This window comes from Paraburkholderia sp. 35.1, from assembly GCF_050436525.1.
Taxonomy (GTDB): domain Bacteria; phylum Pseudomonadota; class Gammaproteobacteria; order Burkholderiales; family Burkholderiaceae; genus Paraburkholderia; species Paraburkholderia tuberum.
Genome location: NZ_JBNDMJ010000003.1, coordinates 1,412,499 through 1,431,011 on the forward strand (window position 1 = coordinate 1,412,499; position 18,513 = coordinate 1,431,011).

At 66.5% G+C, this 18,513-nt stretch carries 18 protein-coding genes; 4 read left to right on the forward strand and 14 right to left on the reverse strand.

Going from position 1 to position 18,513, the window contains the following annotated elements; translation table 11 throughout:
- Nucleotides 1-111: 111 nt before the first annotated feature.
- From OKW27_RS26580 to mpl, 14 genes are all read right to left on the reverse strand, one after another.
- Nucleotides 112-1,053, reverse strand: coding sequence for an SMP-30/gluconolactonase/LRE family protein (locus OKW27_RS26580; RefSeq protein WP_187609985.1), 942 nt, complete (start codon nt 1,051-1,053; stop codon nt 112-114).
- Nucleotides 1,050-1,850: an SDR family NAD(P)-dependent oxidoreductase gene (locus tag OKW27_RS26585; protein WP_090801880.1), complete on the reverse strand. Its 801-nt coding sequence runs from the start codon at nt 1,848-1,850 to the stop codon at nt 1,050-1,052. Before OKW27_RS26585 ends, OKW27_RS26580 begins: the two co-directional genes overlap by 4 nt.
- Nucleotides 1,851-1,901: 51 nt before the next feature.
- A complete protein-coding gene (araH, locus tag OKW27_RS26590; RefSeq protein WP_090801882.1) occupies nt 1,902-2,918 on the reverse strand; it encodes an L-arabinose ABC transporter permease AraH in 1,017 nt (338 codons plus the stop codon).
- 54 nt (nt 2,919-2,972) lie between these two features.
- The gene (gene araG, locus OKW27_RS26595) at nt 2,973-4,529 is read right to left on the reverse strand and encodes an L-arabinose ABC transporter ATP-binding protein AraG (RefSeq protein ID WP_429335329.1); all 1,557 of its coding nucleotides are present in this window, start codon (nt 4,527-4,529) and stop codon (nt 2,973-2,975) included.
- 207 nt (nt 4,530-4,736) lie between these two features.
- Nucleotides 4,737-5,735, reverse strand: a complete 999-nt coding sequence (locus OKW27_RS26600; RefSeq protein ID WP_187609987.1) for an arabinose ABC transporter substrate-binding protein — start codon at nt 5,733-5,735, stop codon at nt 4,737-4,739.
- 120 nt (nt 5,736-5,855) lie between these two features.
- Nucleotides 5,856-6,638 (reverse strand): SDR family oxidoreductase, encoded by a 783-nt coding sequence (locus tag OKW27_RS26605; RefSeq protein ID WP_429335330.1) that lies wholly within the window; start codon nt 6,636-6,638, stop codon nt 5,856-5,858.
- Nucleotides 6,635-7,315 carry a 2-dehydro-3-deoxy-6-phosphogalactonate aldolase gene (locus OKW27_RS26610; RefSeq protein ID WP_090801888.1) on the reverse strand — a complete coding sequence of 227 codons (681 nt, stop codon included), beginning with the start codon at nt 7,313-7,315 and terminating at the stop codon, nt 6,635-6,637. Before OKW27_RS26610 ends, OKW27_RS26605 begins: the two co-directional genes overlap by 4 nt.
- 45 nt (nt 7,316-7,360) lie before the next feature.
- Nucleotides 7,361-8,476, reverse strand: coding sequence for a 2-dehydro-3-deoxygalactonokinase (locus OKW27_RS26615; protein WP_429335331.1), 1,116 nt, complete (start codon nt 8,474-8,476; stop codon nt 7,361-7,363).
- Nucleotides 8,473-9,501, reverse strand: coding sequence for an IclR family transcriptional regulator (locus tag OKW27_RS26620; RefSeq protein ID WP_429335332.1), 1,029 nt, complete (start codon nt 9,499-9,501; stop codon nt 8,473-8,475). Before OKW27_RS26620 ends, OKW27_RS26615 begins: the two co-directional genes overlap by 4 nt.
- 363 nt (nt 9,502-9,864) lie before the next feature.
- Nucleotides 9,865-10,599 (reverse strand): monofunctional biosynthetic peptidoglycan transglycosylase, encoded by a 735-nt coding sequence (gene mtgA / locus OKW27_RS26625; protein ID WP_184058505.1) that lies wholly within the window; start codon nt 10,597-10,599, stop codon nt 9,865-9,867.
- Between the two features lie 25 nt (nt 10,600-10,624).
- Complete coding sequence (aroE, locus tag OKW27_RS26630; RefSeq protein WP_429335333.1) at nt 10,625-11,488, reverse strand: shikimate dehydrogenase; 864 nt, start codon at nt 11,486-11,488, stop codon at nt 10,625-10,627.
- Nucleotides 11,485-13,623, reverse strand: a complete 2,139-nt coding sequence (locus OKW27_RS26635) for a ribonuclease catalytic domain-containing protein (RefSeq protein ID WP_429335334.1) — start codon at nt 13,621-13,623, stop codon at nt 11,485-11,487. The genes aroE and OKW27_RS26635 overlap by 4 nt, the downstream gene beginning before the upstream one ends.
- A 215-nt stretch (nt 13,624-13,838) precedes the next feature.
- Entirely contained in the window at nt 13,839-14,453 is a 615-nt protein-coding gene (locus OKW27_RS26640; RefSeq protein WP_429335335.1) for a YqiA/YcfP family alpha/beta fold hydrolase, read from the reverse strand.
- The gene (gene mpl / locus OKW27_RS26645) at nt 14,450-15,844 is read right to left on the reverse strand and encodes a UDP-N-acetylmuramate:L-alanyl-gamma-D-glutamyl-meso-diaminopimelate ligase (protein ID WP_090801897.1); all 1,395 of its coding nucleotides are present in this window, start codon (nt 15,842-15,844) and stop codon (nt 14,450-14,452) included. Before mpl ends, OKW27_RS26640 begins: the two co-directional genes overlap by 4 nt.
- 188 nt (nt 15,845-16,032) lie before the next feature.
- Between mpl and OKW27_RS26650 the strand changes: the two genes are divergently transcribed.
- From OKW27_RS26650 to accB, 4 genes are all read left to right on the forward strand, one after another.
- Entirely contained in the window at nt 16,033-16,683 is a 651-nt protein-coding gene (locus OKW27_RS26650; RefSeq protein ID WP_090801898.1) for a UDP-N-acetylmuramate--alanine ligase, read from the forward strand.
- A 19-nt stretch (nt 16,684-16,702) separates the two neighbouring features.
- Nucleotides 16,703-17,287 carry a TlpA family protein disulfide reductase gene (locus OKW27_RS26655; protein ID WP_429335336.1) on the forward strand — a complete coding sequence of 195 codons (585 nt, stop codon included), beginning with the start codon at nt 16,703-16,705 and terminating at the stop codon, nt 17,285-17,287.
- A 208-nt stretch (nt 17,288-17,495) separates the two neighbouring features.
- Nucleotides 17,496-17,951, forward strand: coding sequence for a type II 3-dehydroquinate dehydratase (gene aroQ / locus OKW27_RS26660; RefSeq protein WP_429335337.1), 456 nt, complete (start codon nt 17,496-17,498; stop codon nt 17,949-17,951).
- Between the two features lie 78 nt (nt 17,952-18,029).
- Nucleotides 18,030-18,503, forward strand: a complete 474-nt coding sequence (gene accB, locus OKW27_RS26665) for an acetyl-CoA carboxylase biotin carboxyl carrier protein (protein ID WP_429335338.1) — start codon at nt 18,030-18,032, stop codon at nt 18,501-18,503.
- Nucleotides 18,504-18,513 lie beyond the last annotated feature (10 nt).

Here is an 18,513-nt window from a genome sequence, read left to right on the forward strand (position 1 = left end):
TTGCCGGCCGGTCGCGGGCGTATTGCTCGCGGACCGAAACTGCCACATCGACTTCTGCTTCACCTTCAGGATCGCGGCCCCGGCGTGCGGCCGGGGCTGCGTCATTCTGCGCTAGATAGGCGCGCCCTGGAACAGCGGCTCCGCAACACCGCGCCGCGCGAGCGTCGCGACGAACAGGTCGCCCGCGAGCGTGTCGGCCGCGCGCGCCGTCGCATCGAGCTCGGCGTAGGCGCTCGTGATGTACAGCGTGTCGAGCGCCGTCTCGCCCTGGGCGCTGCCCGTGGCCTGGCCGAGCGCGGCACCGCCGATCGCGACGCAGCTCGGCTGCGTGGTGGGCACGTCGATGCGCTCGGTTTCCACGCCATCGGGGCCGTAACGCACCACGCGCGCGCCGCCCCATTGCGCGTTCCACAGGCCGCCGTCGCTGTCGACGGTCGAGCCGTCGGGGATGCCGTTCGCATCGGTCAGGCGAGTGAACAGGCGATCGTTCGCGATGCCGCCGTCCGCGCGATAGTCGCACGCGCGGATTTCACGCGTCGGCGAATCGCAGTAGTACATCGTCGCGCCGTCGGGACTGAATGCGATGCTGTTCGAAATCGCCGGCGCTGGCAACGGTAAACGTTCGAGCGACAGATCGTGATTCAACCGATAAAAGCCGGCGACCGTCTGCCGTTGCCCGCTTTCGTCCTTGGTGCCGAACACGAAACGCCCTTGCCGATCGCAGCGGCCGTCGTTGACCCGTGTATTCATGCCGGGCTCGACGTCGACGATGCGCTGTGTGCTGCCTGTCTGCAGATCGAAAAACGCGAGGTGCGATGCGAGCCCGAGCAGCACGTAGCGCGGGTTTTCGCACAGTGCGAAGGTGGCGAGCCGCTCGGGCATGTCGAACGAATCGCTGCGGCCGTCGGCCGGATCGTAGCGCCACAGCCGCGCGCCTTCGATGTCGGTCCAGTAGAAGCGGCCGCTCCTCGCGCACCAGGTCGCGCCTTCGCCGAGCTCGCATTGCGCGTCGAGCAGCAGCGTGGCCCGCTGCACGCGCGGGCTGGCGCTCACGCCCAGCCTCCGTCGACGACGATGTCCTGCGCGGTAATCATGCGGCTGTCGTCGGCGGCGAGGAACAGCGCCATGCGCGCGAGGTCGGCCGGCATCAGCTCGGCGTCGATGCACTGGCCTTCCTTGATCTGGCGGCGGCCGTTGTCGTCGAGCCACAGGCGCAGCTGCTTGTCTGTCATCACCCAGCCCGGCACCAGCGTGTTGACGCGGATATTGAAGTGGCCGAGGTCGCGCGCGAGTCCGCGCGTCAACCCCTGCACCGCCGACTTCGACATCACGTACACCGGATAGCCGCCGTTCTTCAGCATCCAGCTGATCGAGCCGAGGTTGATGATCGAGCCGCTACGCGCGGCCTTCATGTCCTCCATCACGGCCTGCGCCGCGAAGAACTGATGGCGGATGTTCACGGCGATGCCCGCGTCGAAGGACTCGCGCGTCACGTCGCCGATCTGATGGCGCTTGTCGTTCGCAGCGTTGTTGATGAGCACCTGGATCGGACCCAGCGCGGCCTTCACGTCGGCGATCGCTTTTTGCAGCGCGTCGACATCGGTCAGATCGCAGGCCAGAAACAGCGGCTTGTGCTTCGAATCGCCGAGCTGGTCGGCGAGCGCTTCGCCCGCGCTCGCGTCGATATCGAAGAACGCGACGCGCGCGCCCTGCGCCGCGAAGTGCTCGACGAACGATGCGCCGATGCCGGTCGCGCCGCCCGTGATCAGCACCGTACGGTCGACGAGGCTCGGATAGCGCGCGTACGCGGTGTCAGCGAGGCTGGCGTTTGCATTGGCCGGAGACGACATCGTTCGATTCCTTTATGAGCTTGGATGTGCTTGGGATGGGGTGAAAGCGACTCAATCGCGCGAGCCGCGGTTCTTCAACTGGTCGAGCAACACGGCCGCGAGCAGGATCGCGCCGCGCACCAGGTACTGATAGAACGCGTCGATGTTCAGCAGGTTCATCACGTTCTCGACCGTACCCATGATCAGCACGCCGATCACGACGCCGGAAATCGTCGCGCGGCCGCCCAACAGCGACACGCCACCGAGCACGCACGCGGAGATCACGTTCAGCTCGAAGCCTTCGGCGGCGTTCGGCTGACCCGACGTGATACGCGACGCGAGAATCACGCCGGCAAGCGCGGTGACCGCGCCCTGGATCAGAAAGATGTAGACGCGCGTGCGCTCCACGTTGATACCGGCGAGCCGCGACGCTTCCGGATTACCGCCGATCGCCAGCGTATTGCGGCCGTACACGGTCTGGTTAAGCATCACGCCGAACACGATGAAGCAGATCAGCGTGACCCAGATCGGCAGCGACACGCCGAAGAACGTCAGGCCGCCGAGCGCGATGAACGTATCCGACGACACGCCGACCGCCTGCCCATGCGACACGATGAAGCCGAGGCCGCGGACGATTTCCATCGTCGCGAGCGTCGTGATCAGCGCGTTGATGCGCAGGTACGCGATCACCGCGCCGTTGACGAAGCCGATCATCGCACCCGCCGCGACCGCCGCGATGATCGCGATGACCGTGCTGTTGGTCGCGTTGAGCACCATCGCGCACAGCACGCCGGCGAACGCGACGGTCGAGCCGACCGACAGGTCGAAGTCGCGCGACGCGAGGCAGAACATCATCGTGCACGCGACCATGCCGATCTGCGAGATCGACAGCGCGAGGCCGAGCATGTTCTCGATCGAGAAGAAATGATCGACGGTCAGCGACATCGTGACGAACATCAGGATGAAGATCACGATCAGGCTGTATTCCGTGATCTGCTGCCACCATTTGGCCTTGTCGCCGGTCTGCGGAATCAGCGCGTCGGCCGCGCTCTTGGCGGTCTGCTGCGCGAGGTTTTCTCTGGCTTGCATGTTCAATACTCCTCCCCGTTCCCCACGGGTTGCGGACTCGCGTCCGGATAAGGTTCAGGCCGCGCGCGACGCGCTCTGGTTGGCGGCATTGGCATTCGCGTTTTCAGGCAGAGCGGTCGAGCTTTGCGGCAGCGCAAGGCTCAGCACCGACTGCTCGGTCGCGTCCTTGCGCGCGAGCTCGCCGGAAATGCGGCCCTGGCGCATCACGATGATCCGGTCGGACACGCCGAGCACTTCCGGCAATTCCGACGAAATCATCACGATCGCGCAGCCGCGCTCCGCGAGCTGATAGATCACGTTATAGATCTCGTGTTTCGCGCCGACGTCGATGCCGCGTGTCGGTTCGTCGAGAATCACGACTTTCAGATCGGGCTCGGCGAGCCAGCGCGACAGAATCGCCTTCTGCTGGTTGCCGCCCGACAGGAAGCGGATCTTCTGCCGCCGATGCGGCGTCTTGATCTTCAGCAGCTTGATGAAACGGTCGGCCGTCTGCGCCTCCTTCTTGCGATCGAGAAACACGCCCGCGCGCAGATAGTGACGGCGGCAGCTGATGTTGATGTTCTCCGCGACGCTCGCCATCGCGACGATGCCCTCTTCCTTGCGATCCTCGGGGCACAGCACGATGCCGTGCTTGATGGCCTCGCCCGCGCTGCGCACCTTGATCGGCTTGCCGTCGAGTATGAGTTCGCCGCCCTTGCGATGCTCGGCGCCGTACACCAGATGCATCAGCTCGCTGCGGCCCGCGCCGACGAGTCCGAAGAAGCCGACGATCTCGCCGCGCCGCACCTCGAAGCTCGCCGGCTGCGCGAGCGGATGACCTTCGATCGCCTTCGCCGCGAAACGCACTTCGCCGAGCGGCCGCGCCGAATAGCTATAGATGTCCGAAATTTCGCGCCCTACCATCTCGCTGACGATCGTGTCGCGCGACACGCCTTCGAGCGTCGGATGCGACGCGACCTTGCGGCCGTCGCGGAAGATCGTGCACGCGTCGCACAGCTCGTAGATCTCGTCCATCCGATGCGAGATGTAGATCATCGCGCGCTTGTCGGCGCGCAAATCGCGCACCAGCTTGAACAGCACCTCGGTCTCGCGATGCGACAGCGAGCTGGTCGGCTCGTCGAGCGCGATCACGCGCGCGTTGCGCATCAGCGCCTTGCAGATTTCGACCATCTGCCGCTGCGCGATCGACAGCTTGCGCAGCTTCGCGTTCGGATCGAGCGCGACGCCCATCGCTTCGAGCCGCTCGCGCACGAAGCGCTTCGCCTCGCGCTTGTTGACCCAGCCGAGCGCATTGGGCAGCTGGCCGAGCAGCAGATTCTCCGCGACCGTGAGGTCGGGCACGTACTGCAGTTCCTGGTGAATCACCGCGATGCCGGCACCGATCGACGCGGCCGCGCTCGGAAAGCGCACCTCGTTACCGTCGATCATCATGCGGCCCGAATCGGGCTGATACTCGCCGCCGAGAATTTTCAGCAGCGTCGATTTCCCGGCGCCGTTTTCGCCCATCAGGCCGTGCACCTGGCCGACGTTGACGTCGAAGGACACGCCGTCGAGCGCACGCACGCCTGGAAAAACCTTGCCGATATTGTCAAAACGTAGCGTCGCTGACACTTCGCCTCCTTGTCGACCGGAGTTAGCGCTTTAGCGCTTACTCTGGTCCCCTGCAAGATATTGCTGCCTCATGTTGACCGTACGCGTATCGCGGACGGTCCGTCTGTCTACCGCAGATCTTCTCTCGCCGCCGGCGCGCCGTCTCTTGCGCCAGGCAGGGAAAGCGACGCGCCGGCGGTGTACTTCATACCACCGCCAGTCTTGCGATTACTTCGACGCGAGGCCCATCTTCTCGCGCACTTCGCCGACGTTGTCGCGCGTCGCCAGCATGCCGGTCGTCAGCGTCAGCAGCGGCGGTTCCTTGCCCTGCGTGATCCACGCGTACATCAGTTCCGAGGTTTCCTCGCCGTGGCGCTTCGGGCTGATGATCACGGTGCCGTAGAAGCCCGTCGGCTGCGGCTTCTTGAACTCGTTCATCGCGGACTCCGAACCGCCGATGCCGATGCCGATCATGTTGTCGGCCTTGAAGCCACGGCCTTCCGCCGCGCGCACCGCGCCGAGCACGCCTTCGTCGTTCAGCGCGTAAGCGACCCAGTGCTTGAACTGCGGGTTCTTCGTCAGCGCGATGTTGGCGGCGTTGAACGCGTTTTCCGTGTCGGTCTTCGCCTGCGGCGCGGTGACGATGTTCGCTTTCGGGAAGCCCGCTGCGACCAGCGCGTCGGTCGCGCCGGTGGTGCGGTCATGCGCGGTCGGCAACTGCTCGTAGGTCACGTCGATCGCGCCGACGTCCTTCATGTCCCAGCCGCGCTTCTTGATTTCAGCCGCGATGCCGTCGCCGACCTGCTTGCCGATGTTATACGCCGAGATGCCCATGTGCGGCACCGCTTCGATCGGCTTGCCCGCGCCGTCGACGAGGCGGTCGTCGACCGTCATCATCTTCAGGCCGTCGGCCTTCGCCTTCGCGACGATGCCCGGCCCGAGCTTGACGTCGGGCGTGCAGATCACGAAGCCCTGTGCCTTCTGCGCGGCGAGGTTATCGATCGCGCTCATCACCTTCTCGCCCGACGGCGCGCCGATCTTCACGAGCGTGAAGCCCTTCTGCTTGGCGGCGATCTCGGCGAACTTCCATTCGTCCTGGAACCACGGCTCTTCCGGCTGCTTCACGAGGAAGCCGATCTTGACCGAATCGGCGGCCTGTACGACCGGTGCGTTGAAGAGCACACCCGCCGCCGCCGCTGCCAGCGTGAGGAAAATTCTGCGTTTCATAATGCGTGTCTCCTGACTAATTGATAACGAGAAGGTACTCGGCCGCGTCTTCTTGTACCGGTCTGACACACGCGGCCAGCGCGTCGTCCGGTGTTTTGTGCGTCTTTTGGCGACGCAAATTCAGTCGTGATACAGCGCCGAGCGTCCGCCATCGACGGTAATGCAGCTCGCGTTGATGAACGGCGCCTCGTCCGACGCGAGGAACACCGCGGTCATCGCTACCTCCTCCGGACGGCCGATGCGCTTCATCGGCTGCAGATCGAGTGTCGCCTGCTGCGCGGCGGCCGGATCGGACTGCTCGTTCCACCAGTCGTGCGTCAGCTGCGTTTCGATGTAGCCCGGCGCGATCGCGTTCACGCGCACGTTGCGCGGCGCGTACTCGATGCCGAGCGCGCGCGTGAGGCCAATCACGCCATGCTTCGCGACCGGGTACGGAAAGCAGCCCGGAATGATCTTGAACGCGTGCGTCGACGCGATGTTCACGATGCTGCCCGCGCCACGCTTGACCATGCCCGGCAGCACCGCGCGACAGCCGTTCCACACGCCGTCGAGATCGACCGCGAAGCAGCGCCGCCAGTCGGCGTCGGTCATCGTCAGCGGATCGCAGAACACGTTGATGCCCGCGTTGTTGACGAGGATGTCGAGCGCGCCGAACGCGCGTTCGCCTTCGCTGACCGCGTGCCGCACCGACGCGGATTGCGTCACGTCGGTCTGCACCGCGAGCACGCGCGCGCCGGCGCCAACGTCTGCCTCGATCTGCGCGGCCGTGCGCTGCGCCGTGTCGAAGTCGAGTTCCGCCAGCACGACCGCCGCGCCCTCGCGCGCGAACGCCAGCGCGATCGCCGCGCCTATGCCTCGTCCAGCGCCCGTCACGAGAGCGGCTTTGCCGGCGAGCCGGTTCATTTCTTCACGCCCGCGCGGGCGATCCGCAGACCGTTGATGAACGCCTTCGCATGCGACGCGGTCACCGCCGCGCTCTGGCCCGGCTTGTACAGCGCGGAGCCGAGGCCGAAACCGTTCGCGCCGGCGCTCAGGAACGGCCCCATGTTGTCCGGCGTGACGCCGCCGACCGGCACGAGCGGCACCTGCGCGGCGATCACCGCGCGCCATGCCTTGACGACCTGGCAGCCGAGCTGCTCGGCGGGGAACATCTTCAGCACGTCCGCGCCGTTCTTCAGCGCGATGAACGCCTCGGTCGGCGTCGCGACGCCGGGCGCGCAGGCGAGGCCCCGCGCCTTCGCGGCGATCACGACTTCCGGATCGCTGTGCGGCATCACGATGAGTTCGCCGCCCGCGGCCTTCACATCGTCCACGAACAGCGGATGCAGCACCGTGCCCGCGCCGACGATCGCGTCGGCCGGCAGCACCTTGCGGATCGCCGAGATGCTGTCGAACGGCTGCGGCGAATTGAGCGGTACTTCGACGATGCGAAAACCGGCTTCGTACAGGGCCTGACCGTGATCGGCCGCGTCGGCGGGCGTGACGCCGCGCAGGATCGCGATCAGCGGACAGGCTTCGAACGCGGCGATCAGACCCGCGTGCGGCATGTACGGTGCGGGAAGATTGATGTGTGGTTGCATGTCGGTTCCTTGTTTCGTGAGCGTCGTAAAGGGCTCTGCCGCCGGTCAGCCTGCGCGCGCCGCCTGGGCGGACGGCCGGACCAGCCCCGCTTCGACGGCGACGCGCCACAGGCCGCGTTCGGTTGCATGCCTGACCGGCTCCGCGCGCAGACAGCCGAATTGCGCGAGCGCGAGGCGGTAGCGCTCGCACAGCGCTTCGTTGCCGATCAGCCGCAGACTCTGCTGCGCGAGCGAGCTGCCTTGCTGCGCGAGGACCGCTTCGAGGCCGGTGAGTTCGTGCCCGATCAGCAGGCCCGACAGATAGTCCGGCTGTGCCTCGCTCGACAGCGCGCCGGTCAAGCCGAGCGTGCGCGTGCTGAACACGGTCGCGAGCACACCTGCCTGGCCCTGCTCGCGCGCGATGTTCACGCCGCGCAGAAATGCTTCGGTATCCGGGCGATCCGGCGTGACCATCGTGCGGCCGAGAATCGTGTGCTCGCGCAGCGCGGCGAACACCTCGCCGGTCATGAACGTATGAAAACGCTCGATGCGCTCCGCCTGCACGACCGCCCATTTCGCGTGCGTGCCGGGCAGGCCGATCAGCGAGCGGGCGTTGCTGTCGACCGAGTTCGCGTCGTGCACGCCGTCCGCGTCCGCGCTGAGCGCGCCGAAAATTTGCGTCTCCTCGCCGCGCATCACGTTCGGCAATTCACCGCGTTGCAGCACGCCCGGCACGATATGCAGCGTCGCGCCGCGCGCGGTCTGCACGCGGACGATACCGGCCACCAACGCATCGGCGTTCGCGGGTGTCTCGACATACGGCGCTTCGAGCCAGCCCTGCGCGCTGCCGACCATCCCCGCCGCGATCACCGGCACGCCGCGCGCATGGTCGAGCCATGCGCCGCAGGCGTCGTCGAACGCGGCGTCGAAGCCGCCCTCGGCCGCGCTACGCGGCAGATTCATGATGCCGGCCGTCGATGCGCGCGTCGCCAGCACGCGACCGTGCGCGTCGAACAGATAGGCGCGCAGCGACGTCGTGCCCCAGTCGAGCGCGATCAGCGCGGCGTGCGTGAAATCGACGGCGGCGGTATCGGCGGCGGCGGTCGCGTCCGGCTTCACGCCCGAGGCGGGCGCGGCGGGCGCCCGGTGGTTCGCCGGCGTGGCGGTGCCCGCTTGTTTCATCGCTTGATCCTGCGCGTGGCCGGTCGCGGTGCGCGCCAACCGAGTTCTTCCGAAATCGCGCGCGCCTCGCGCTGCACGACCGGAATCAGTTCGTCCATCCGTTCGAGCGGCATATAGGGAATCGTGCTGGCCACCGACAACGCCGCGACGATCGCGCCCGACGCATCGCGCACCGGCGCCGCGACGCAACGGATCGCCGCTTCGTTCTCTTCGAGATCGAACGTGTAGCCGCCGGCCGCGTAGTTCGTCATGCGCTGCAGGAAGGTCGGCGCATCGGGGCGGTTGTCCGGCTTGAAGCTGACGCCTGCGAGCGCGCGGCGCGACGCGTTGAACAGCGACTGCCATGCGTCCGGCGCGAGGTCGAGCATCATCGCCTTGCCGATGCCGGTCGACGCGAGCGGCATCCGATGGCCGACGCGCGAGCGCATTTCGAGGCCGCGCGTGCCGGGGATCTTGTCGATGTACAGCACGTCGTCGCCGTCGCGCACGCCGAGGTGGATCGTGTCGCGCGTCTGCCCGGCCAGCGACTCGAGGTGCGCACGCGCGACGGCGGTCAGCGGCATCTGTTCGAGCGCGATCGTGCCGAGCTCGATCAGCTTCGGCCCGAGCAGATAGCCGCCCTGCACCTGGCGCAGATAGCGCGCCTGCACGAGGCTGCTGACGAGCCGGTGCGTGGTGCTGCGGGTCGTGCCGAGCGCGGCGCCGAAGCTGCGCAGATCGCGCACACCGGCCGCGGCCGCCTCGAGAATCGCAAGGCCGCGCAACAGCGTCTGCGTGCCGGCCTGCTGCGGCGTGATTTCCAGCAGCGTGACCGGCAGCCCGAGACCGTCGACGGTCGCCGCGCGCGCCACCGGGCGCGACGCCCTCGCGGTAGCGGACGCACTGGCGGCGACATTGGCGGTGACGGCTGAAGCCTCGCGCGGCGCGGAATTCAGCGCCGGATTCGCGGCACTGTTCGGCCCGCCGTTCGAGCCCTGCGCGGCCTCGGTCGCGCTGGCGGCGGGAGTGGGCATCGCTTTGTTCATGGCGATTCGCCTTCGGATGGTTTCTGCGCTTAGCGCGCGGGGCCGGAGAACAGGGCGGAAACGGGTGCGGCGCCGCGCTCGCGCGGCTGCTGTGGTTGGCTGCCAGACATGGTCGGTCTCGTCTCCGGTTTTTTTTCTGTCGCTGTTCGCTGTTTCGGCGCGCTGGGGCGCCGACTTGCGATGCATGTTGGCTTGGATTGTAGGGCGACTTTTGAGAATCACCAATATGTGAATGTTGAGTCCATATAGTGAGATTTTAGTGGGCGATCGAATGTTTAGCGAACTGTCGCGGTCGCGGTCTGCTGACGAAAAAAGCCCGCGCGAGGCGGGCTTCGAAGCAGGACAACGAGATCGAGGGCTCTTTCAATCCGGCAATTCAGCCGCGCCCATCCGCCGCGCAATCACGCGCGCGCGTTGCGTGAGATACGCCGAATTTCTGTGTTCATCGAAATACCTGGGGCGTGGCAGCATCACCGCGAGCCGCGCCGACTGCGCGGCCGTGAGCTTGCTCGCCGAGGTCTTGAAGTAGTACTGCGCGGCCGCCTCGGCGCCGTACACGCCGCTGCCCCATTCGACCGAGTTCAGATAGATCTCGAAGATGCGCTGCTTGTCCATCAGCGTTTCGAGCATCCACGTGATGATCAGCTCCTGGCCTTTGCGGATATAGCTTTTCTCGCGCGACAGAAACAGGTTGCGCGCAAGCTGCTGCGAGATCGTCGAGCCGCCGCGCACGATCCGGCCTTGCGCCTTGTTGCGCTCCCACGCCTGCAGGATCGCGTCGGTTTCGTAGCCTTTGTTGTTGACGAAGTTCGCGTCTTCGGACGCGATGATCGCGCGCTTCAGGTTGCGCGAAATCTGCTCGTACGGCACCCACGTTCGCTGCACCGACAGATCCGGCCGGTCCTGCGACAGACGCCATGCGTCCGAGCGCATGAACGCGGTCGAACGCGGATTGACGACGTTCCAGATTGCGATCTGCGCGAAGTAGTACGCCTGCGTCGCGAGCCAGGCGATGGCCACGACCGCGGTCAACCAGGCGAGCCAGCGCAGCGGGCCGGACTGGCCGCGCGAACCGCTGGCGCGCCGCGTCGCTGTCATGGTGCGTGCTATCCGCGCGCCGACGTCACGCGGGCGACGGCGCCGTCAGCAGCGCGCGCAATTCGGCGAGCACCGGCGCACTGTCCGGACGCACGCCGCGCCACACATAGAACGATTCGGCGGCCTGCTCGACCAGCATGCCGAGTCCGTCGGCGCCGCGCGCGCCGAGTTTCGCCGCGTGCTGCATGAAGATGGTCGGATGCGCGCCGTACATCATGTCATAGGCGAGCGTGCCGTTGCCGAACGCGCAATCGTCGCACTCGGGCAGCGACGCATCGAGGCTGCCCGCGGTCGCGTTGACGATCACGTCGTACCGGCCCGCTTCGATCGCGCGCGCGCTGCCGCCGGTCAGACGGCAGTGCGCGCCGCTGGCAGCCTGCGCGAACTGGTAGACCAGCGCCTCGGCCTTCTGCGCCGTGCGATTGACGATCGTCAGCGTATGCGGTGCGCGCTCGAGCATCGGCAGCACGACACCGCGCGCGGCCCCGCCCGCGCCGAGCAGCAGGATGCGCGCGCCCTTGAGCGACACGCCGAGATTCACCTCGATGTCGCGCACGAGCCCGACGCCGTCCGTGTTGTCGCCGTAGATGCCGTCGGCGTCGACCCGCAGCGTGTTGACCGCACCCGCCGCCGCCGCGCGCGGCGACAGCATATTCGCGAATGCATGCGCGTCGAGCTTGAACGGCACCGTCACGTTCAGGCCGCGTCCGCCCGCTTCGATGAACGCGCGCACGTGCGGCACGAACGCGTCGAGCGGCGCGAGCAGATGACCGTACTCGACCGGCTCGCCGGTTTGCGCGGCGAAGCGGCCGTGGATGAACGGCGACTTGCTATGCCCGACGGGGTTGCCGATGACCGCGTAGCGCTCGCGCGTTGGGTTGCCGCTCATCGTCCCGGCTCCGTGATGTGTTGGTCGTTGTCGGCGTTGTTCGCGGCGTCGTTGCCGTCGCCGGTCGCCGCGGATTCGTCTGCGCTGGGGTTGTCGTTGGGATTGCCGCCGTCGGCTTCGGCTTCCGCTTCAGCTTCGGCTTCGCTTTCGGCGCTGTCGTCGGATGCGTCGAGCAACTCTTCCTCGCTCTCGTCCTCGCCTTCTTCGGCTTCGGCGCCGCTCGTCACGGTCGGTGCATCGAGCACGTGCAACAGACGCACCGACGCTTCGATCGTCAGTTCATCGATCGACATGACTTCCATCTGCAAACGCGTGCCGCGCGCATGCACGCCGAGGCCCGGCACGTGCAGCAGCAGCGGAATTTCCTCGAGACGCACGAGGTCGCCCTTCACGACCGACGCGACCACCTGCTTGCGGTTTTCCTGCGTGAGCCAGCGCAAACACCAGAAGTACTCCATGCGACGCTGATAGTCGGCGTACGCGGTGTAGGTGTCGTCGAAGCCTTGCACGACCGCGAACAGATCGGCGTCCTTCGGCTTGAACGGCGCGGCGAGCTTGGCGGTCACGCCATGCTGCACGCACGCGATCAACTGCCACTGATTCACGAGGTCGACGTAGCGGCGCAGCGGCGACGTGCTCCACGCGTACTGCGTGACGCCGAGCCCTTCGTGCGGCGCGGCGTTGGTCTGCATGCGCGTGCGCTTCGGGCCGCTCGGCACGCCGAACGCGCGCTGCGTGCGATAGATGCCCGGCACGCCGTGATCGTGCAGGAACCCGCCCCACGACGAGTTCGCGAGAATCGCCAGCTCGGCGACGATCGTGTCGAGCGGCGAGCCGCGCCGGCGCGGCGTAATCGTGACGTGCTCGCCGTCGACGTAGAAATTGAAGTCGGTATTGCGCTGCACTTCGCGGCGCAGGCCGTAGCCGGCGCGCGCGGTCTGGCGCTTTTCGAACAGCGCTTGCGCGAACGGCCACAGCACGGCGATATCGTCCTTGTGTGGATACTCGCCGGTGCCCTCGGCGAGCGCCTTCTCGGTGACGATTTCGTCGAGCGTGTTGTGGCGCAGATTGTTCTTCACGAACACGCGCTCGGCGCGCGTTTCGCTCGCGACGATCTCCTGCGTCTCGCGATTGACGATCACGTACAGCGACAGCGCCGGCCGATACCCACCCTCGGCAAGCGTGAAGGTGTCGACGACGCTGTCGGGCAGCATCGTGATCTTGTCGCCGGGCATGTAGACCGTCGACAGACGCGCGCGCGCAATCGCATCGACGTCGTCGCCACGCTGGATGCCGAGCGCCGGCGCGGCGATGTGCACGCCGATGCGCACACGGCCGTCGGCCAGATGCTCGACCGAGAACGCGTCGTCGATTTCGGTCGTGGTGATGTCGTCGATCGAGAACGCCTCGACGTCCGCCTGCGGCAGATCGTCGGGCACGTTCGCGGCCGCGACGGACGGGAAGCCGGTGCCGTGCGGGAAGAACTCGGACAGGAACTTCGCTTCGTGCAGCGCCCGCGGCGACGCGATCGCGCCGCATTCGAGCATCAGCCGCGCCTGCGAGATGCCGCGCGCGGCCGCGGCGCCCTCGAGCGCCTTGTACTCGATCGTGTTCTTGTCGGGCTTCGTCAGGAGCGCGAGCCCCTTGCCGCCCGCGAACGCTTCAGGCAGACGGCCTGCCTTCAGCTCTTCCTCGTACTGCGCCTGCACGAGCGCCTGCTGACGCTTGCGCTCGAGGCCCGCGAGCGCCATCTTCAGTTGCTCTTGCGGCGCGCGCTGGTACATGCCGCGGCCCTTGCGGCGGAAGTACACCGGCGAGCCGTGCATGCGCAGCACCAGCGCCGCGCGCTCGATCGCGCCGAAGCTCGCGCCGAAGTACTCGGCGCCCAGCGTCGCGAACGGGAATTCATCGTCCGGCGCGCATTCCCACAGGAAGTCCAGATCGATCTCTTGCGCCAACGCGTCGGCCTGCTGCATCAGTTCGGCCGCGGTGGGCTTCTCGAACTCGATCAGCACATCCTTCGCGCGCACCTTCGCGCGCCGCCCGCCCGGCAACTCGACCTGAAACGCGTCGCCCTGGCGCGACAGCACGCTGCCGGCCTTGAAACTGCCCGATTCCTCGAAGAAGACGTTCACTCAATACTCTCGTTCTGACTTGCGTCTGCCGTCGCGCCCGACGCCCTGTGGCGATCGATCACTGCATGCGCGGCACGGCAACCTGTTCGTGATAGTGAATCCGCGGCGCGCACTGCGCGTGCCAGCGGGTTGAATCTTGCGACCAGCGGTGGCGGTCGGTGTGCCTCTCTGACTGACGTCCTGGCAGGGTTCGGTGCCGCCGCCCTTGCATGCCGTCAGGCCGCCGCGCGCGGCGCCGGCGGCTCGACATATTCGGCGTCGCAAAAGGCCAGCACGTCGTCGAGATACTGCGCAAACTCGCTGATCGCGTGGTCGCTGCCCTCGATCAGCGTGGTGCGCGCGCCCGGATAGTGCGCGAGCATTTCGCGGTAGTCGAGCACTTCGTCGCCGGTGGCTGCCATCAAATAATAGCGTTCGGGCTGCGTGATCGACGCCACGCCGAGCGCGCGCAATTCATCCAGATGATGCGGCTCGACGACGATGCTGCCGCCACCGTGCCACAACGGCTGCTCGCCGAGATACGCGCTCAGGTCGCGCTGCGGCACGACCGCCGGGTTCAGCAGCACGGCCGGCCAGCCGTGTTTCTCGGCCAGATGGGTGGCGAAGTAGCCGCCGAGCGAACTGCCGATCACGGTCACCTGCCGCGCATCGCCCTTCGCGCGTGCGTCGGCGACCAGCGATTCGGCGAGCGCCACGGTCTCGAACGGCGACACCGGCAGCATCGGGCAGCACCACTCGTCGGCGCGGCCCAGCTCGGCGAGACGCGCCGCGAGCAGGCGCGCCTTGAACGAATTCGGCGACGAACGGAAACCGTGCAGATACAGAATCACGACGCGCCTCGCGTCGAAAGACCGTCGAGCAGTTTCTGATGCACGCCGCCGAAGCCGCCGTTGCTCATCACCAGAATCTGGTCGCCGGGGCGCGCCGCGTGGACCACCGCCTTCACGAGCGCGTCGAGGTTGTCGAACGCCTGCGCCTTGCCGTCGAGCGGCGCGAGCGCTTCGCCGAGGTTCCAGCCGAGCGCGTCGCGCCCGCTCGGCGCGCCGTAGCCGAACACGAGATCGGCGTCGGCGAGGCTCGCCGGCAGTTGCGCTTTCATCACGCCGAGCTTCATCGTGTTCGAGCGTGGTTCCAGCACCGCAAGGATTCGCGTGTTGTCGCGGCCGACCCGCGCGCGCAGGCCGGCCACCGTCGTCTCGATCGCGGTGGGGTGATGCGCGAAGTCGTCGTACACGGTCACACCCTCGACGCTGCCACGCACTTCCATGCGGCGCTTCACGTTGCGAAAGCCGGACAGCGACTTCGCGGCCTGCGCGGGCGGCACGCCGACATGGCGCGCGGCGGCGATCGCGGCGAGCGCGTTCAGGCGGTTATGCTCGCCCTGCACCTGCCAGTCGACCACGCCGACGCGCTCGCCGTTGTGATAGACGGCGAAGCGTTCGTCGACGGGCACGCCCTGCTGCGCCGCCTGGATCTCCCAGCCGCCCTGGACGCCGAAGCGCTCGACCTCGCTCCAGCAGCCGCGCGTCAGTACGCGCTCGAGCGCGTTCTCGCGGCCGTTCGTGACGACGCGGCCCAAGCGCGGCACCGTGCGGATCAGATGATGGAACTGCGTTTCGATCGCGGCGAGATCGGGGAAGATGTCGGCGTGATCGAATTCGAGATTGTTCAGCACCGCCGTTTTCGGGCGGTAATGGACGAACTTCGAGCGTTTGTCGAAGAATGCGGTGTCGTATTCGTCGGCTTCGATCACGAAGAAGCTCGAATCGGTGAGCCGCGCCGACACGCCGAAATTCAGCGGCACACCGCCGATCAGGAAGCCGGGGTTCAGGCCCGCGTCTTCGAGCAGCCAGGTCAGCATCGAGCTCGTAGTGGTCTTGCCGTGCGTGCCGGCCACGGCCAGCACCCATTTGCCGTTCAGCACGTGCTCGCCGAGCCACTGCGGACCGGACACGTACGGCAGGCCGCGGTCCAGAATGGCTTCAATCAGCGGGTTGCCGCGCGTGACCACGTTGCCGATCACGAATAGATCCGCGTTCAGGCCGTTCAGTTGGTCCGCGTCATAACCCTCGATCAGACCGATGCCTTGCGCCTCGAGCTGCGTGCTCATCGGCGGATAGACGCCGGCGTCGCAGCCGGTCACCGTGTGGCCCGCATTGCGCGCGAGCACCGCGAGACCGCCCATGAAGGTGCCGCAGATGCCGAGGATGTGGATATGCATAAGCCTGTCGTGCCGCGGGGGCGTTTCTTGCGAGGGATGAGAGAGCCACAGGACGGTCGGAACGTCCGTCTGCAAAGGACGCCTATTGTAACCGACGCGACGCGCGCTGCCCCCTGCCGGCCACGCCAGGCGCCGCCCCGTGCGGGCCGCCGAACCGCGTCGCAGGCTCGATCGAGTATCATGCAAGGATGGTCCGCAAATCACATTTCGATCCGCAGCGCGTGCGCGAGGAAATCGCAATCGCGGCGGCACGCCTGATTGCCGAAGACGGCCTGGATTACGCCAGCGCGAAGCGCAAGGCGGCCCGGCAGGTCGTCGGCGAGACTCGTGTTGCCGGCGAATGGCTGCCGGACAACGATCAGATCGAAGAAGAAATCCGCGAATATCAGTCGCTGTTCCAGAGCGACAGCCAGCCGGCGCTGCTGCGGCGCCTGCGCATGATCGCGGTCGACTGGATGGAGCGGCTCGCGCCGTTCAATCCGTATCTGACGGGCGCGGTGCTCGGCGGTACGGCCGGCGAGCATTCGGATGTGCATCTGCAGGTGTTTTGCGACAACCCGAAGGAAGTCGCGATCTACATGCTCAATGCAAACATCCAGTACGACGTGTCGGAAACGCGCCACTTCGCGGGCCGCGGCTACGTAGAGACGCTGAGCTTTCTGTGGCGCCCCGCGGGCGAGCGCAACGCCGAGCCGGTCGGCATCCACGTCGCGCTGTACGAAACCGACGACCTGCGTGGCGCGGTACGCGCCGACGCGCGCGGCCGCACGGCGCGGGCCAATTTGCCGGCGGTGCAGGCGCTGCTCGACGGCGACGAAGTGCCGTCCTTCACCAATTGATCAGACAGAACGGAGCACGATGAATACGAGACGTATGCTGGCGGGCGCGCTCGTCGCGCTGATTGCCGCGGGCGGCGGCGTACTGGCCAATCACTGGCTCAATCGCGGTTCCGACTTCGCGAACGCGGCGCAGGCCGGGGCGCAGGCCGGGGCGCAGGCCGGAGCGCAGCCTGCCACCTCTGCGAGTCCCGTGCAGCAACTGTGGACTGCGCCGGTCACGAACGTCGACGGCAAACCGCAGTCGCTGAACCTGCTCAAGGGCCACCCGATCGTCGTCAACTTCTGGGCGTCGTGGTGCGCTCCGTGCGTCGAGGAAATGCCGGCGCTGTCGCAGATCCAGCGCGAGTATGCGAAGAAAGGCATCCAGTTCGTCGGCCTCGGCGTCGACTCGGAAAAGAACATCCAGACCTTCCTGCAGAAGGTCAAGGTCGCGTACCCCATCTACGTGACCGGCTTCGGGGGCGCCGACCTCGCGCGCGCGTTCGGCAACAATGCGGGCGGTTTGCCGTTTACCGTCGTGATCGACGCAAAAGGCAACATCCGCTCGACAAAATTGGGCCAGATCGACCCGACGGCGCTGCGTCAGACGCTCGACGCGCTGTAAATTTCCCGATTTCCCACGCTATGCTTTTTGGCATGCGATTCCGTGCAGAACGAGCAAAAATACGCGGATAATTCCCGAATTTGAGTGAAGTTGGACCCAAGGCTGCGCGGCGGCCCGCGCCGGCCGTCGCCGCGTACGCGCGCGAAACTAGACAAGTTTCTCTAATCAGCGCTAAAGTGCGCGCAATTCCACGGAAAAAGAAGCGACCATGACGCGACTGCTGGTACTGCACGGACCCAACCTCAATCTTCTCGGCAGCCGGGAACCCGAGGTCTACGGTCGCGTGACCCTGCCGCAGATCGATCAGGCGCTGGCGGACCGCGCAGCCGACGCAGGCGTCGAACTCGCGTCGTTTCAGAGCAATCACGAAGGCGCACTGGTCGACCGTATTCAGGCGGCCCGCACCGAGCAAACCGATTTCATCCTGATCAATCCCGCCGCGTACACACACACGAGCGTGGCCATTCGCGACGCACTGGCGGGGGTCGGCATCCCGTTCGTCGAGATTCATCTGTCGAACGTGCATCGCCGCGAACCGTTCCGGCATCACTCGTATTTCTCCGACCAGGCTGAGGGCGTCATTTGCGGCCTCGGCTGGAAGGGGTATCTGTACGCGCTCGAATTCGCGCTCGACCGGCTCGCGGCCGGGTCGTCGCACGGCTGAATCCAAACACGTCCAATTTGAGCCGGCTACTGCGACTTGCACACGCCGGCACACTACGCATTGAAAAGGGGCAACCTGATGGATCTACGTAAACTCAAAACTCTGATCGACCTCGTCTCGGAGTCCGGTATTTCCGAACTCGAAGTGACCGAGGGCGAAGGCAAGGTCCGCATCGTCAAGAATGCGCCGCCGGTTTACGTCCAGCCGTCCGCCTCATACGCCGTACCGCAATTCGCACAACCGACACCGTTCGGCGCTGTCGAAGCACCCACAGCCCCCGCGGGCGCTCCGGCCACGCCGGCCGCCGCCGCACCGCAGGGTCACGTCGTCACCTCGCCGATGGTCGGCACGTTCTACCGCGCGCCGTCGCCGGGCGCCGATCCGTTCGTGCAGGTCGGCGACACGGTCAAGGAAGGCCAGACCATCTGCATCATCGAAGCGATGAAGCTGCTCAACGAGATCGAGTCGGACAAGTCCGGCGTGGTCAAGGAAATCCTCGTCGAAAACGGCCAGGCGGTCGAATACGGCCAACCGCTGTTCGTGGTCGGCTAACGCGGCACGC